This is a genomic window from Rhodospirillales bacterium, assembly GCA_016712595.1.
In the GTDB taxonomy this organism is placed as follows: domain Bacteria; phylum Pseudomonadota; class Alphaproteobacteria; order Rhodospirillales; family Defluviicoccaceae; genus Defluviicoccus.
The window spans coordinates 1,748,963-1,764,794 of record JADJQT010000001.1 but is presented as its reverse complement, the minus strand read 5'-3'; the positions used below and the strand labels follow the sequence as shown (position 1 = coordinate 1,764,794).

9 protein-coding genes and 2 tRNA genes are annotated in these 15,832 nt (G+C 61.7%); 4 read left to right on the top strand and 7 right to left on the bottom strand.

The genetic code is table 11. The annotated features are described in order from the left end of the window. Positions 1-106: 106 nt before the first annotated feature. The 5 genes from IPK66_07960 to IPK66_07940 all read right to left on the bottom strand — a co-directional run bounded on the left by IPK66_07960 (position 107) and on the right by IPK66_07940 (position 8,181). Positions 107-1,783, bottom strand: a complete 1,677-nt coding sequence (locus tag IPK66_07960) for a DUF1929 domain-containing protein (protein MBK8175187.1) — start codon at positions 1,781-1,783, stop codon at positions 107-109. 562 nt (positions 1,784-2,345) lie between these two features. After that, the gene (locus IPK66_07955; protein ID MBK8175186.1) at positions 2,346-5,000 is read right to left on the bottom strand and encodes a valine--tRNA ligase; all 2,655 of its coding nucleotides are present in this window, start codon (positions 4,998-5,000) and stop codon (positions 2,346-2,348) included. A 91-nt stretch (positions 5,001-5,091) separates the two neighbouring features. After that, a complete protein-coding gene (locus tag IPK66_07950) occupies positions 5,092-5,811 on the bottom strand; it encodes a DUF2497 domain-containing protein (protein ID MBK8175185.1) in 720 nt (239 codons plus the stop codon). Positions 5,812-5,918: 107 nt separating this feature from the next. Then, complete coding sequence (locus tag IPK66_07945) at positions 5,919-7,328, bottom strand: TolC family outer membrane protein (GenBank protein MBK8175184.1); 1,410 nt, start codon at positions 7,326-7,328, stop codon at positions 5,919-5,921. A gap of 199 nt (positions 7,329-7,527) precedes the next feature. Next, positions 7,528-8,181: a protein-L-isoaspartate O-methyltransferase gene (locus IPK66_07940; GenBank protein ID MBK8175183.1), complete on the bottom strand. Its 654-nt coding sequence runs from the start codon at positions 8,179-8,181 to the stop codon at positions 7,528-7,530. A 265-nt stretch (positions 8,182-8,446) separates the two neighbouring features. Here IPK66_07940 and IPK66_07935 point away from each other — a divergent pair. The 3 genes from IPK66_07935 to IPK66_07925 all read left to right on the top strand — a co-directional run bounded on the left by IPK66_07935 (position 8,447) and on the right by IPK66_07925 (position 11,695). Then, positions 8,447-8,520, top strand: a tRNA-Cys gene (locus IPK66_07935). 7 nt (positions 8,521-8,527) lie between these two features. Then, positions 8,528-8,602: transfer RNA gene (locus IPK66_07930), tRNA-Asn, on the top strand. Positions 8,603-9,115: 513 nt separating this feature from the next. Beyond that, the gene (locus IPK66_07925; GenBank protein MBK8175182.1) at positions 9,116-11,695 is read left to right on the top strand and encodes a response regulator; all 2,580 of its coding nucleotides are present in this window, start codon (positions 9,116-9,118) and stop codon (positions 11,693-11,695) included. A 132-nt stretch (positions 11,696-11,827) separates the two neighbouring features. On the opposite strand, the gene IPK66_07920 is transcribed toward IPK66_07925, so the two are convergent. Both IPK66_07920 and IPK66_07915 read right to left on the bottom strand, forming a co-directional pair. Beyond that, positions 11,828-12,688 (bottom strand): crotonase/enoyl-CoA hydratase family protein, encoded by an 861-nt coding sequence (locus IPK66_07920; protein MBK8175181.1) that lies wholly within the window; start codon positions 12,686-12,688, stop codon positions 11,828-11,830. A gap of 241 nt (positions 12,689-12,929) precedes the next feature. Next, positions 12,930-13,238, bottom strand: a complete 309-nt coding sequence (locus tag IPK66_07915; protein ID MBK8175180.1) for a hypothetical protein — start codon at positions 13,236-13,238, stop codon at positions 12,930-12,932. A gap of 55 nt (positions 13,239-13,293) precedes the next feature. Here IPK66_07915 and IPK66_07910 point away from each other — a divergent pair, with 55 nt between their 5' ends. Further along, a complete protein-coding gene (locus IPK66_07910; protein MBK8175179.1) occupies positions 13,294-15,822 on the top strand; it encodes an EAL domain-containing protein in 2,529 nt (842 codons plus the stop codon). The last annotated feature ends 10 nt before the right edge of the window (positions 15,823-15,832 follow it).

Here is a 15,832-nt window from a genome sequence, read left to right as displayed (position 1 = left end):
TGCGGAGAATGGTGCCTTTTCGATCGAGAGGATCTAAAAAAGGCGCGCTCGCCCTGGGTTGGTTAACGCCAGGGCGAGCCGCGCTGCCGATCGCTCCGTATTTTGGTTACAGCGTCACGTGAACGATCTTGGCCACGGACGGGATGCCGTTCTTGAAGACGAACAGCATGTAATAGCCCGGCAGCGCCACGTTCGAATTGCTAGGCACGGTCACTGAGATGGTCTGACCGCTCTGCGTGAACGAGACCGGAATGAACCGCTGGTCCGGGTTGAACGAGTGAGTCACGGACCCAGTGCGCACCATGGTGACCCGGTTGATCGTATCCGAAGTACCCACCGTCGCCGTCAACGTCTTGCCGACACCGACGCTGCTTGACGCACTAAGGATCGTCGGCCGCGGTGCCGGTTGTCCGGACCCGTTCTTCTTATAAAGGTAAGGTGGGTAATAGATTTCAGCATTGAGGTTGTTGACCGGCCCGGGGGCGCCGCCAGCACCGGTCAGAACACTGCCATCAGGCAGCAACAGGGCGATTGAATGGTAAAGGCGCGGTTTGCTCGCCGAAGCCGCCGTCGTCCACGTTCCTTTCGATGGCGTCCAGATTTGCGCCGAATACGCAACGTCGGTGAGTTCATTCGCCACTGATGAACCGCCCGTTACCAGGACCTTGCCGTCGGCGAGTACGGTAGCATTTGCCCAGTAGCGCATCTGGTCCATATCCGCCGTCGTCGTTACCACCGGCGGATTGTTGTTGATATTGACCAGATCGACCTTCTTGTTTTGCCGAAGTGACAGAACCTTGCCGGGGGCGTACATGATCGATGGCAGTTGGTAATCGCCGGGCAGAACCTGGGAGGCGAGCTGTGTGATGCTGCCGTTGCCGTTTGGATTGAGCGAATAGGTGTAGGTCCAGTTACCGAGCACGAAGATCTTCCCGGACGACATTAAGAATGCCTTCGGGTAATACCAATTGCCGTCCGGGAAGCCGAGGGCGGGAACGCTAGAAGCACCGGCCAACGTCCGCCACCCGGTCGATGCGTTGTAGATTTCCGGTGTCGGCGCGTCGATATCGAAATCCTGGCGGCCACCGAGGATAACGACTTCGCCGTTCGGCCGATCGATCGCCGTCGGATACCAGCGGGCGTAGGTCATGCTGCCGATTGGCCGCAACTCGTTGGTCGAAGGGCTGAAGATCTCCGCCTGCTCCGTTGAGTAGTTGCGCACACCTTTGACCGTGGCATCGCCGCCGGTGATCAATACCTCGCCGTTGGGCAGGACGGACTGCGCGCTGCAGAAGATGTCGGTACCGGTCCCGTTCGGCAGGGTCAGGTGCGAATCCTCCCCCGTCCCCATCGTCGGATCCCAGATGTCGTAGACGAACTGGGCGCCCTGCTGACCTGTCTCGTCGGTGCCGTAGTTCATCACCCGTCCATCGGGCAACAAGACCTCGTGAAGCCCGATGATCGGCCAGCTCACCGGCGCGCCAAACACCCCTTGTGTATTGGCCGTCGATCCTCCCGTCGGCACGCTGGCGGAAGACGCGGCCGTCGCTGATGTCGTTGCTGCCAGGGGTGTGGCCAAGGCCCGCGCGGTACTCGCTGCCGGCTTTTTGCGGACACCCGGGCCATATCCGTAATCCACTGGCGCGCTGTGATCAGATTCATCGATGACGGCCGTGCCGGTAGCGCTCTCCTGCGTTCCGACATCCCCCGCCCACACTTCGGCATTCATGGCCAGCATCAAACTGGCAACAGACAATCCTATGCGATATCGCCACATGGCCACCGCTCATCCCGCTCGTTAAGAATTAACCCACTCGGACACCCCCATTTGCCCGCTATAGATTAAAATTCTATTTAATTTTTATGCCGCCTGCAAGTGATGTAAAACACATGTTTCCATCTTTACTTTGATTACACTTTACTCAATCGATATACTATATAACCTTATTTGGGGTATTTTATACTTCCATAATATAGAAAAACCATCCCGCGTCATTTAGTAAAATAGCGAAGCCCGTTTCGTGCGTCAGTCTCGATGCCTGCGCGCTACCGTTACCTATCCAAAAAATTGGATTTATAGTTTTTGGAATTGTCTGCGGAAGAAAGTAGTGGAAGCAGCCGGTATACTCCCGGTATCAAAACCACCACGGAGCGTCGGAAGGTAGTCTGACTTCAGCTGATCGCCGTCCATTACCCCTATACTTGCGGGGCGAGCAGGCCGATCAGCAGAATAATCCAGGCCGCAAGCGCTGCCATCGCGACTATCAGGATCGCCTTTTTGACCAGCTGCTTGCGCGACCAGGCCGGTCGCTCGCCACGCGCGGGACCGGCCTGCCTTTCCCCGCTCACAGCGCCGCCAGACGGCGTAGGGCGTCGCCCAGACGGGCGCGCGCCGCCTCGGCGGCGACACGGCGCTCGCGTTCGGTTTCGATAACCTCCGGCTTCGCCTTGGCAAGAAAGGCTTCGTTGGCGAGCTTCTTGTCGACCCGGGCGACCTCGCCGTCGAGACGCGCCAGTTCCTTGCCGAGGCGCGCGCGTTCAGCACCGATGTCAATGACGTCGGCGATCGGCAGCAGCACGCTGGCGCCGTCGAGAACGTCCTGCACGCACCCCTTGGGCGCGTCACCGTTGAGCACGTCGGCGGAGGACAGGCGCGCGAGCGTGGTGATCAGCTCGCGATGCCGGTCCAGCCTGGCGGTGGCCACCGCGTCCGCGTCCTTCAGCAACAGCGGGACCTTGGCCCCCGCCGGAACGTTCATTTCCGAACGCACCGCGCGCACCTGGCTGATCAGTCGCACCACCCAGTCCATTTCCGCCTCGGCGGCCGGATCGATCAGAGCGGCATCGAACGCAGGCCACGGGCGATCGACAAGCACGAGGCCGCCGCGATCGGCCATCGCCTGGAACAGCTCCTCGGTAATGAACGGCATCACCGGATGCAGCAGGCACAAGATCTGTTCCAGCGCCCAGCTTGCCACCGCACGCGTCTCCGCCTGCACCGCAGGCGAGCCCACCAACATCGGCTTGGCAAATTCGACGTACCAGTCACAGAAGGTGCCCCAGGTGAAGTGATAGAGCGCATCGGCGTATTCGTTGAAGCGATAGGCATCGAGCCCCGCGCCGGCACGCGCCGCCGCGTCGGCGACCTTGCCGACAAGCCAGCGGTTGACCGTCTCGCGACAGGCGGCGGGATCAAAACCCGGAGCGGGCACGGCGCCGTTCATCTCGCAAAAGCGTGCGGCATTCCACAGTTTGGTGCAAAAGTTGCGGTAGCCTTCCACCCGCGCCTCGGCGAGCTTGACGTCGCGCCCCTGGACGGCGAGAGCGGTGAGCGTGAAGCGCAGTGCGTCCGCGCCGTAGGTATCGATCAACTTGAGCGGATCGATGACGTTGCCCTTCGACTTCGACATCTTCTGGCCCTTCTCGTCGCGGACCAGCGCGTGCACGTAAACGGTGCGAAAGGGCACGTCGTCACAGAACTTCAGTCCCATCATCATCATCCGCGCCACCCAGAAGAAGATGATGTCGAAGCCGGTGACGAGAACGTCGGTCGGATAATAGCGCGCGACTTCAGGTGCCTCGTCCGGCCAGCCGAGCGTTGAGAACGGCCACAGCGCCGAGGAAAACCACGTATCCAGCACATCCGGATCGCGCCGGAGTTCAGCCGGATGGCCATAGCGGTGGGCGGCGGCGGCGTGCGCCTCCTCCTCCGTCCGCTCGACGAAGATCGCGCCATCAGGGCCATACCAGGCGGGGATCTGGTGGCCCCACCAGATCTGGCGGGAAACGCACCACGGCTGGATGTTGCGCATCCACTCGTAATAAGTCTTCGTCCACTGCTCCGGAACGAAGCGCACCTGCCCGTCCTCGACAGCGCGAATGGCCGGCTCGGCCAGGGTCTTGGCGTCGACGAACCACTGATCCATTAGCCACGGCTCGATGACGACGCCGGAACGATCGCCATAGGGCATCATCAGCGTATGGTCCTCGATCTTCTCCATCAGGCCGAGGGCGGTAAGCTCTGCAACGATGGCATCGCGGGCCTCGTAACGGTCGAGCCCATGGAAGCGCTCGGGCACGTAGGGACTCGCGTCCATCGCCGCACGCGCGTCAAGAACGTTAATCATCGCAAGGTCGTGGCGCCGTCCCACCTCGAAGTCATTGAAGTCGTGCGCCGGGGTGATCTTGACCGCGCCGGTGCCCTTTTCGGGATCGGCATGCTCGTCGGCGATAATCGGAATCGGCCGCTCAGCAATCGGTAACAGCACGCACTTGCCGATGAGATCAACATAGCGCGGATCGTCGGGGTGCACCGCCACGGCGGTGTCACCCAGCATGGTCTCCGGTCGGGTGGTGGCGACGCACACGAAGCGCCCGGGCTCGCCCTCGACCGGATAACGCAAGGTCCAGAACTTGCCTTTGATCTCGCGCTGCTCGACCTCGAGATCGGAAATCGCCGTCGCCAGCAGCGGGTCCCAGTTAACCAGCCGCTTGTCGCGGTAGATCAAACCTTGCTTGTGCAAGGCGACGAAAACGGCACGGACCGCCACGGACAGGCCCTCGTCCATGGTGAAGCGCTCGCGACCCCAGTCGCACGAGGCTCCCAGCCGGCGAAGCTGGCCAATGATCGTCCCGCCCGAGTCAGCCTTCCACGACCATACCCGCTCGATAAAACGCTCGCGGCCGAGATCATGACGGGTGAGCTTCTCTTTTGCCAGATTGCGCTCAACCACCATCTGCGTGGCAATGCCAGCGTGGTCGGTTCCTGGCTGCCACAGAACGTCGCGCCCCTGCATGCGGGCACGGCGGACGAGAATGTCCTGCAGGGTGTTGTTAAGCGCGTGACCCATATGCAGGCTGCCGGTGACGTTCGGCGGCGGGATAACAATCGTATAGGGGTCAGCGTCCGGACGGCGGCCGCAGGCAAAAGCCCCGGCAGCCTCCCAAGCGGCATACCATCTGTCTTCAATCTGGCGGAAGTTGCAGGTCTTTTCGAGCATCGTTGCGTCCGGCGGAGGCGCGCACGCCCATGGCGCACGGCCGGCACGCGAGGCCGGCGGAAACGGTGTTACCCGCTGGCCCTCAACAAGGTCAATCCTCTAGGCGCTCAGCCCGGTTAATCATCAGGTCAATTTCCTTTTTCACCAGCCTCTCGATCAGATAGGGCAGGTTTCGATCGAGCCACTCCCGCAGCAACGGACGCAGCATTTCGCGCACCATGCTCTCGAGCGTGACATCGCGCGTCGAGACGACCAGATCGCGACGATCGAGGATGGCGCGCGCAAGCCGCGACAGCACGTCGGTCGACTCGCCGGCGGCTTCCTTGGAAACGAGCGTATGGCCCGAAGTGGTGCGAAGCTCCGGGGATAACATAAAGATATCTTCGCGAACCGCATCTGCAAGCGGACGGCCGGCCGCAGGAAACACCGGCGGAGGCTCAAGGTCGGCATCTTCGTCCTGGGGCTCGGGCAAAGGCGGTTCGGGCAAGGACTGCTCGAACCGAGGCGGCTCGGCGGCAAAAGCATCCGGTGCCGCGGCAAACATCGCGTCGATGTCCTCTTGGGCGAATTTCTCCTCCGGGGCCTTCGCCGGCGGGGTGGGAGCAGCGTCGCGCGTAGTCGGCGCGCTCACCGCCTCACGCACTCCCGCCGCCCCATTTCCCGCCGGTGGAGCCGCGGGCGGGGGCGGAGGATCCGCGGCCTCGGGAAGCGCCGTGGAATCCTCAGCGAGGATCCGACGGATCGACGCCAGGATGTCATCCATCGATGGCTCTTGCGCTTCCGCCTTACGGTTCGCGGACGACTCGTTCATCAAACTATTCGCCTGTTGCAGGTCGCTCGCGCAACAGTAATTCAACGGCGCATAAAATGCCACCGGAGAGTGTCGTTCCGACGCATCGGCCGGCCCAGGCGCCGGCGTTATCGCTGGCTCGTCGGGGAACTGAAGTCGCTCGAGGAATCGCCCTTGCTGGAGCCACCGAACCACAGGTCACGCACATCCCTGTAGTGGTCACTCGGATCGTAGTAGTCGACCTTCAGCCCCAACTGGCGGGCGGTGAGTTGGCCGATAGCCGACTTCACCTGGTAAGCCGCAACGACCTCATCGCGCTCCGAGCGCACCAGCGAGACCTGCGACTGGAGCAACTCCTGCTGGGCATCAAGGACGTCGAGAACGGTGCGCGCTCCCACCTCGGCCTCCCGCTGCACGCCCTCGAGCGCGATCTCGTTCGCCTCGACCTCCTTCTTGTAGGAGCCGATCGCAGCCCTCGCCGTCTCGAGCGAATTCCACGCACGCGTGGCGTCGCGCACGCTATCGAGCTGCGACTGGTAGAGCCGCTGGCGCTGCTGCGAGACGAGTTGCTTGCTCTCACGCAGCCGTGAGTAGACATCTCCGGACTGGTAGAGCGGCATCGTGAGGCGAACGGTCGCAGACGCCGAGTCGAGACGTTCCCCATCGTTGCTGACGTTCTTGTCGCGCTCCACGCGACCGATCAACGACACCTCAGGCAACAACTGCCCGCGCACCTGATCGACGTTATCGAGCGCGCTGCGCTCCTGATAGGCGGCGGAGACGACAACGGGATTGGAATCGATGGCAAGATCATTAATTTCATTTAGGGCTGTCGGCACCCCTCCGGGGACCGGCGGTCGCGGCAGCAAATTAGGCGAACTGCCGACGACCGCCCGATAAGTGGCACGCGATCGTGCCAGGTCACCCTCGGCGCTGATCCGATCCGCGGTTGCGCGCGCCACGCGCGCTTCCGCCTGCGAGACGTCGGTACGCGTCACCTCTCCGACCTGAAATCGGTCGCGCGTCGCCTGCAACTGGCGAATGAGCCGCTGCTCGTTGCTGATCGTCAGATCGAGGACGGCCTGATCACGATAGACGTCGGCGTAGGCCGTTGCCGCGTCGAGCAGAACCGTCTGTTCTGTCTCGTGCAATTGCGCCCGCTGGGCGAGTACCGTATTTTCGGCGGCGCGCGTCGCGGCAAGCGTCTGGCCGCCGCGAAACAGCGGCTGCGTGATCGAGGCGACGTAGGCCCGATTGAAGGTGGTTCCGTCCTGGGTGCGCAGGTACAGATCGCTGTTCGCGTCCTGATACGTTCGTCCCGCCTCTACGGTCGCACTCACGGTCGGCCGCCATCCCGAGAGAGCTTGGGGCACCTGTTCGTCCGTCGCCCTTAACGACGCGCGCTGCGCGCTCAGCGTTTTATTGTTCTCGTAGGTGCTCGCCAATGCCTCGTCGATCGTTTGAGCGCAGGCAACGCCCTGAGTGAACGTGGCTGCTCCAAGCGTCAAGACGAGCGCAAGCACCATTCTGTCAGCCATCACGGTCGTTCCCCCTGTCGTCCCGCACCAGAAATCCGCCCGCGGGTCACCCTCGTCATCGACGAGAGGAGTATGGGCTGTCTTGCAAAAGACTCTGCTATTGTCTCCTCTGGGTTTCCCGTCCTTTGCGACTGTCTCCCTTCCCGCTCTTGACGCGGTTCACGCCGTCATCATCGCAAGTTTCACCGTCAGCAAATGCTCAGAAGCGGAACATTGGCTCGGGAACAAAGCCCGGGAGCAGCGGGAGCGACACGTCGAACAGCGTACGGCGCGAAATCGATTCTCCCCGTCGCAGAAAGAGCGTCCCGCAACCAAGGCCCTTTTCCCCCGCAATTACGGCAAGCATCCGGCCGCCGTCAGCGAGCTGCTGGGTAATCGCCGGCGGAACCGAAGCGACGGCACCGCCAAAGACGATCACATCGTAAGGCGCCTGCTCCGGGTGGCCGGCCGGCAGTGGACCTGTGGTCACCGTCACCGTATTGAGATCGAGTTCAGCGAGAATTGCGGTCGCCTTCGCCGCAAGATCGGCGTCGCACTCAAGCGCAACGACGACGCTCGCTATCCCCGCCATCACCGCCGTCGCGTAGCCGGTGCCGCAACCAATTTCGAGGATGACGTCGGCGGCATCGATCTCTGCGGCCTGCAGCAGGCGCGCCGTCGTCAGGGGAGCCGGCATGAATCGCCCGGTGCCCAAGGGAATGTCCTCGTCGACGTAGGCAAGGCCGCGGTGCGATTGCGGGATGAATCCCTCGCGCGGCAATGTGCTCATCGCTGCGACGATCATCGGATCGGTGACCCGATTCGTCCGCAGCTGTTGTTGAACCATGTTGTACCGGGCGGCGGCGTAATCCATGTCGGCCCTCGAAGTAGTCGTGGCGCGGCGACGAACGCGATATGCGCCGCGCAGCTATATACCGAGCAAGCTGGCCCCATACAACCCGGCCGCTTCATCCTGCGCACCGGATATTGATCCCACCTCCGTCGCTGTCGCGCCCAGCGACGATAAAAAGCGGCTCCGACGCCACTGCCACGCCTTGACCGCCGCCAAGCCTGCCACTAGTCTCGCGTCTTCGTAAGGCCGGTAAGGCCTGCGGCGGGGAGCTGCGTTGGTTGCGCTTGGCGCGGTGGCGGAGTGGCTACGCAGCGGCCTGCAAAGCCGTGTACACCGGTTCGAATCCGGTCCGCGCCTCCAGTACCGTTCCGGAGTAGCTCAGTGGTAGAGCAAGCGGCTGTTAACCGCTGGGTCGGGGGTTCGAATCCCTCCTCCGGAGCCACCGCGCTGCCACGCAGCGAGGTAGGAGACGAACTGTTGCGTGACCAGGACATTGACGATTTGATCGTTGTTACCCACCACGCTTCCCTATTTTCCGATAGCGCCGAGGCATCGCCGAGCCAAGTCGTTGGTTCGCGCGGCATTTTCAGTTGGCGGCCACAAGCGGATTGTTGTTCCACCCAATCCGGGGTAAATTGCCACAAAAAGATCAGAATGATGGATTAGGCGTGGGAGCCGGATGGGATGGGGATGCGGGAGTTGGGCGCTTGTTTTGTGCTCCTCGTCAGAATGGTGGAACAGCGCAGGTCCCAATGACGGTTTTTCCAGGCTTTGGCGGCCCGATTCTAAGGGTGCTCGTGTCTGTTTCTTGGCGTCCATGATACCAGCTGATCGAGCCGGGTGAACGCGCTGGCGGCGCGTGAGCCGCACCTCCTGGCCTGCGGGGCACTGCTTTCTCATCCGCAAAGCCGTCTCGGAAGGGTCCGAGGCGTCGGAATTCCGACCGATCGGCAGCATGCTTCGCTCAGAGGCGCAGATGATCCGCAACGAATTATTTAAACGGGGCTTTTTGGCGCTTCGTACGGTCTTTGCTCGTTTTCGTAACCGCCCAGACAGCGAGCACGAACAGGCGGTAATCCGTATCGTCATCGTCGCACTTTTGTCTTTTTATTTGGCGGCGAACGGATCGTTGGCGAACTCGGATCCGGACGTGCGTACCAGCGCGATGCTCGCCGACACCTATCTCGTCATCGCCTGCGTCTACCTTGGACTCATCATTTGGTGGCCGGCTGCCTCGCCAGCACGGCGGATCGCCTCCATGGTTACCGACTTCGCCATGACGTCGGCATTCATGCATTTCGGTGGCGAAGCGGCGGCGCCATTTTACGCCATCTACCTGTGGGTCGCGTTCGGCAACGGTTTCCGTTACGGCCTCGCCTACCTTGCGGGATCGGGCGCGCTTGCCGTTTGCGGATTTCTCGCGGTGATCCTCACCACGCCGTTCTGGCAGAGAGAATCACCTCTGGGTTTCGGCCTGCTGGCGGCTCTCGTCGTCCTGCCTGCGTACGCGGCGTCGCTCATCCGCAAGCTCCGCGAGGCAAAAGCTCAGGCGGAGGCGGCAAGTGTCGCCAAGAGCCGGTTTCTCGCAACGATGAGCCATGAACTTCGCACGCCGCTGAACGCAATCATCGGCATGGGCGACCTGCTCGGCCATACCGCGCTCGACCGCGATCAGCAGGAAATGGTGCGGACCATACAAACATCCGGCGGCGCGCTCTTGTCCCTGATCGAAGACGTCCTTGACGTCTCGCAGATCGAAGCCGGGCGCATTACCGTCAGCGAGACAGAATTCGATCTTTACGCCAGCCTCGCCGACATCGTCGCAATGTTCCGGCCACAGGCCGAGGGCAAGGGCCTCGCGCTGACGCTGCACATCGGCGCAGGCGTTCCGTGGCCGGTGCGTGGCGACAGTCGACACCTGCGCCAGATTCTCACCAACCTGATCGCAAACGCGATCAAGTTCACCGAATCCGGACGGGTTTCGATTGACGTCGCTCCCGCGGCGAAGCAGCCGCCAAGCGGGCTTTTGCTCCGGTTCAACGTGCGCGATACGGGCATCGGCATCGCCGCCGAACAACAAGCGCAAATCTTCGAGCGGTTTGTTCAGGCAGACGACACGATCCACCGGCGCTATGGCGGCACCGGCCTCGGCCTTTCCATCACCCGTAGCCTGGTGCAACTCGTCGGCGGCAGCATCGGGCTCGAGAGCACGCCGGGTAAGGGGAGCTTGTTCCACGTCGACCTGCCTTTTATTCCGCTAGAAGAAAGCTCCGATGTAACAATTCCCGAGCGGCTGTTCGTATTGAGCGACGACGCCGCCGTCGGGGGGAGCATTCGAATTTTAGCGGGCGACCTGCCCATCGCCATCGCGATTGTACGCTCAGCCACACAGCTTGCGACACTCTTGGCAGAAAACGGAACAGGTGCAGTCCTTGCCGACTCCCGGTCGGGGCGACCATGGACCGCCGAGCTCATTCGACCGTTGATCGACAGCGCGCCGCGGGCATCGATCGTCTGCGTGCGGCTGGTCGACGAACCGGACTTGGCCTGCGATGACGGCACGTGCTTCGCCGCGAGCCTGCCCGCCTCATTCGATCGAACAGCGCTGTTGCGCGCGCTGCACGCAGCGCGGATGATTGGCCGGGGTGCCGGTGTCGACGCTGGGGACGAGGGGGAAGTCACGGTGGCAAAGCCACAACAACGCCGTCTTCGGCTGTTGGTCGCCGAGGATAACGTCATCAATCAAAAAGTAACCAAACGAATCCTCGAACATGCGGGGCATTTCGTGCAACTCGCTGACAGCGGCGAAGATGCGCTTACTCTGCTCGACTCATCGTCATTTGACCTCGCGATCGTCGACGTCAACATGCCAGGCATGAGCGGGCTGGAGATGGTCAAGCTGCATCGCATGGCGGCGATCGGCCAGCGGCACTTGCCGATTGTCGTGCTCAGCGCCGACGCGACAGCGGAGACGCGCCAGGCATCTTACGACGCAGGCATCGACGCCTACCTGACTAAGCCTGTCGAGCCGACTTCTATGCTTGGCACGGTCGATCGCCTCGCCGCCCGGTTCCCGCGCGAGGACGCTGCAACCGCCGCACCGCTCGCTGCCAAGCCACTGCCCGCCGCAGTCACGCAGATTTCCAAGCATCCGCGATACCGCAACGAGATCGCCCCTGCGATCAGCTGGCAATTCGTCGAGAACCTCGTACGCTTTGCCGACGGCGAGTTCGTCCTCCAAGTCCTGGAGGAGTACGCGGTTGACTGCGAACGACTGTTTGAAGAAATGGACCGAGCCGTCCGCGAGAGTGATACGCGCGCGTTTCGCGATCAAGTCCATGCGCTCCGCGGCACGTCCGGAAATGTCGGCGCTGAATCGATGAGGCGGATGTGTCAGGAGCTGCAGGGAATCAGTCTTGAGCGTCTGCGCGGCACCGGGTCCGAGAGCGTACAGCAGATGCGTCGCGAGCTTGGACGCTTCCGCCGGGAACTCTCGGACCGTGCGACCGATTTGCGGCGAACCACGTTTTGCTGAGACTGGCATCGCCGCGTGCGCCGGTTTGCGTGTCGGCATCTTCGCCGGTCCCGGCAAAGACGAACGGCATGATGTGTCTCGTGTCCCGTGTATCGTAAGTCATCTCGTGGATTCGCTGCGCGCAATCAGGCGTTAAGTATTGGCATCTTGGCCTTTATCGACGAGTTTCTCCCATCGGCGGTCCTGAGCGCGGGCGAGGTGGCGCATTCTGCGAAGATCGGCCGGGCTCAGCGCCAGTGCGGCATCCACCCAGAGATCGGCAATCCACATCAATTCGCGCAAGCTGATCGGATTGACAATTCGCCGCGCTTCCAGGAGCGCGCGCCGTGCCGGAGCAGCGCGCGTGAACTCAACCATATAGCTATTGACCGCGTCTTCACCCTCGCCGCGCTCGACGAGCCGATCGACGACACCCTCGGCGTGAAGTTCCTCCGCCGTGTAGATCCGCCCGCTCAAGATCATCCGTTCGGCGCGAATCGAATCGAGACGACGGGCAAGAAAACTATAAGCGCCCATGCCCGGAAACAGGTTGAACAGCACCTCGGGGAGCCCGAAGGAGGCGCCGCGCTCGGCAATGATCACGTCGTGCGCCAACGCCGCCTCGAACCCACCTCCGAGCGCGTCTCCTTGCACCAGCGCGATCGAACAGATCGGCAGATCGAGCCCGATCGCCCGGCGATACTGCCCCTTGGCACAGACGTGCGCATACCAGCGCAAAGTTTCCCGATCACCTTTCTCGATAAGACTGATGAAGTGCGGCAGATCGCCGCCAAGATTGAAGATTCCGGGAATTTTCGATGCGAGCACAAGGAAATCAATCGGCGACTCCTTGCTCTCGGCATGACCGACCGAATCTTCGACGAAATCGAGAGCTTTGGTCATGTCGTTCAGCAGTCCGGCGGTGAAGCTCGGACGCTCCTGCGGTTTCATGAACTGCCAGAGTGCTCGAAACGAGGGATCAAACGACAGTTCAACACTCGCAAGACGCGGCAACGTCAGATTCGCGGCCAAGCTCTTCGGAAAATCGGCACGAGTGCTCGACTGAGCGCAGGAACTTATTGACGATGGCGTACGTTTAGCCCCGATGGGGCATTTTTCGCCAACGATTCTGGATTGAGCGTGCATGGATTGAGAATGAGGGTAACCAAGGTACGACATGTGATTCTCCATGTCTTGTAGATCTCTGAGCGAGTCTTTCAAGGCGAGGATGTTGGTTTGCAAGTTATACACGTTTTTAATATCTTAGTGATCTATCATTCTCTGCAAATGAACTTTTGTCTGCGAGAACTCCGACAAGAAACATGGTTTTTATAGCGCCTTCGCTGCGGTAGCGAACAATCACCGGCGGCAAATCGCGGCCGCCGGCCGACAGACGCATCGTCATGACCGGTGGGCGACCCCACTTGATGAAAAGGCTACGGGGGTGGTGCGCGAGCGGGTCGCTGAAGACGGTGAATGCATCGGGTAAGACCACAAAAGGTAAGGGATTGACCTTGAGCGGGATGAAGTCCCATGATTCCCTTGTATTTTTTACGTCGTTCAACGGTCTGTCGCCTCGTTCGACCAAGGAAGCGCCAGCCACGACCGCGGGATGAACGATGGCCCTAGTCGTGATCGTCGATGATCAGGCGATCAACCTGAAGATTCTCGAGCGGTTCGCGCAAGCGGCGCAGCCGGACGTCGTTGTGCGCGGGTTCACCGCGCCAAAGGCGGCGCTGCAGTTTATCGCCAGCCAGCCTCCCGACCTGATCGTGACCGACTTCGTCATGCCGGAAATGTCGGGGGAGGAGTTCATCACCGCTTGCCGACAACTGCCGAGCGCCCAAGGCGTGCCGATAATCGTGGTGACGGCGTATGAAGACCGGGTGTTCCGCTACCGCGCGCTTGACGCGGGTGCGAGCGAGTTCCTCCTCAGTCCGGTCGATGGCCGGGAGTTCTGCACCCGAGCGCGCAATCTCTTATCGCTCTGGCACCATCAGAAGCTGCTTAAATCCCGCGCATCGGACCTTAAGGAAGCGCTTGAGGCGAGCGTCCGCCAGCATGCCGAGGCTATTCGCCTCAGCGAGGAGAATCTTCGCAGGGTGGTCAACACGGTTCCCGCGCTGATCCGGGCAACCGGTCGGAGCGGGCGAATATTATTCCTCAACAGCGTCCATGAGGACTTCTTTGACTTGAACGGCGCCGATCGCATGATTTTGGCGCAGACGGATCTGTTTGGCGAAACCTACGGCCGTCGGCATCAGGACCTCGACGATCAAGTGATCGAGGCGGGTGCCCCGCTGTTCGACATCGAGGAGACGCTGCGCGACCGCAAGGACGACGAGCGCGTGCTGCTGACGACGAAAGCACCGCTCTACGGCCATGACGGGCAAATCGATCAAATCGTCACGGTCTCGCTCGACATCACCGAACGCAAACGTGGAGAGCAGGCGGTCCGCGAAAGCGAGGAACGGTTCCGCAGCCTTGTCGAAGGCTCGGTTCTCGGGATCGTCATCGAGCGCGACGGCGTGCCGATTTTCGCCAACCGCACCTTTGCCCGGATCTTCGGTTACGATGATCCGGAGGAAATCGTCGCGCTGCCGTCGCTTGAGCGACTGTTCGCCAAGAGCGACCACAGTCAGGGCTATATCGCTCCGCAGCCTGGCCACTTCGGCACATCGCCCTCGGATGCCCACGAATTGAAGTGTGTGCGCAAGGACGGTGGGTTTATCTGGGTGGAAGTGCAGACGCAGGAAGTCAGCTGGAAAGGCGCCTTCGCGTTTCAATCAACCGTCGCCGATGTGACCTTGCGCAAGGCTTACGAAGACCGCTTGCAGCGACAGGCGAATTTCGACGAGGTAACCGGGCTGCCGAATCGCATGCTGGCGCTCGACCGCCTGCGCAGCGCCGTGGTCAGCGCGATGCGCCATCGCCACAAAGGCGGCGTCCTGTTCCTTGATCTTGATCAGTTCAAGAAGATCAACGACACCTGGGGTCACGCCACTGGCGATCACCTGTTGAAAATGGCGGCGGACCGCATTCGTAGTTGCGTGCGCGAGGAGGATACCGTCGCCCGCCTCGGAGGTGACGAGTTCACCATCATCCTGCCGAACATCGCCAGCTCGGCCCATACCGAACCGGTGGTGCACAAGATTCTCAGCGCCTTTTCAAATCCTTTCGTGCTCGACCTGCACGAGGCGTTCGTCACCGCTTCGATCGGCATCAGCGTTTTTCCAGACGACGGAGAAGATGCCGCCACCTTGATGCAGAACGCAGACGCGGCGATGTACCGGGCGAAGGAGCAGGGGCGGAACACATTTCACTACTTCACCGCCGAGATGAACGAAGTGGCGCGCGAGCGCATGCGCCTTGAAGGCCATCTCGTCCACGCCCTCGACCGCAGCGAATTTGTTATTCACTTCCAGCCGATCGTCGATATCCGCTCCCACCAACTCGCCGGCGCTGAAGCCTTGCTGCGATGGCGCAACCCGCAACTCGGGCATATGATGCCGGAACGGTTCGTGCCGCTGGCCGAGGACACCGGCTTGATCGTGGCGATTGGCCAGTGGGTACTCGATGAGGCGTGTCGTTATCTCGGTGCCTGGCGGCGATCGGGACTGCCGCAGCTGACCCTCGCGGTCAACGTTTCGTCGCGGCAATGGAACGGCCGAGGGCTGGTCAATTCAGTTGCGGCAGCCCTGCAGCGGTACGGCGTCCCCCCCCACTGTCTCGAGCTCGAGGTTACCGAGGGATGCCTGATGAGCGACCTCGGTGAAACAGCCGCCGCGCTGCGTGAGCTCGACCGCATGGGGGTGCGTCTCGCACTCGACGATTTCGGCACCGGCTATTCCTGCCTCAGCCACCTGAAACAGCTGCCGGTCGATTCGCTCAAGATCGACAAGTCATTCATCGCCAATGTCTTGCAGGATGCCGGCGACGCGACCGTCGTCGAGGCGATCATCGCTATGGCCCACCGCCTCGGCATCCGTGTCATCGCCGAGGGAGTCGAGAAGATCGAGCAGCTCGAATACATCCGCGTTCGCGGTTGCGATCTCGCCCAGGGCTACATTTTTTCGCCCGCTCTCGCGGCGGACGAATTTCGCGACTGGTGCGCCGAATGGCAACGGTCCCGTCGATATGCGCTTTGAGGACAACCGC

Excerpts from the sequence above, each read along its gene's own strand:
- IPK66_07910 (MBK8175179.1), top strand. The coding sequence starts at position 13,294 with ATGGCCCTAGTCGTGATCGTCGATGATCAGGCGATCAACCTGAAGATT.
- IPK66_07945 (MBK8175184.1), bottom strand. The coding sequence starts at position 7,328 with ATGGCTGACAGAATGGTGCTTGCGCTCGTCTTGACGCTTGGAGCAGCC.
- IPK66_07925 (MBK8175182.1), top strand. The coding sequence starts at position 9,116 with ATGCTTCGCTCAGAGGCGCAGATGATCCGCAACGAATTATTTAAACGG.
- IPK66_07950 (MBK8175185.1), bottom strand. The coding sequence starts at position 5,811 with ATGAACGAGTCGTCCGCGAACCGTAAGGCGGAAGCGCAAGAGCCATCG.
- IPK66_07955 (MBK8175186.1), bottom strand. The coding sequence starts at position 5,000 with ATGCTCGAAAAGACCTGCAACTTCCGCCAGATTGAAGACAGATGGTAT.
- IPK66_07940 (MBK8175183.1), bottom strand. The coding sequence starts at position 8,181 with ATGGATTACGCCGCCGCCCGGTACAACATGGTTCAACAACAGCTGCGG.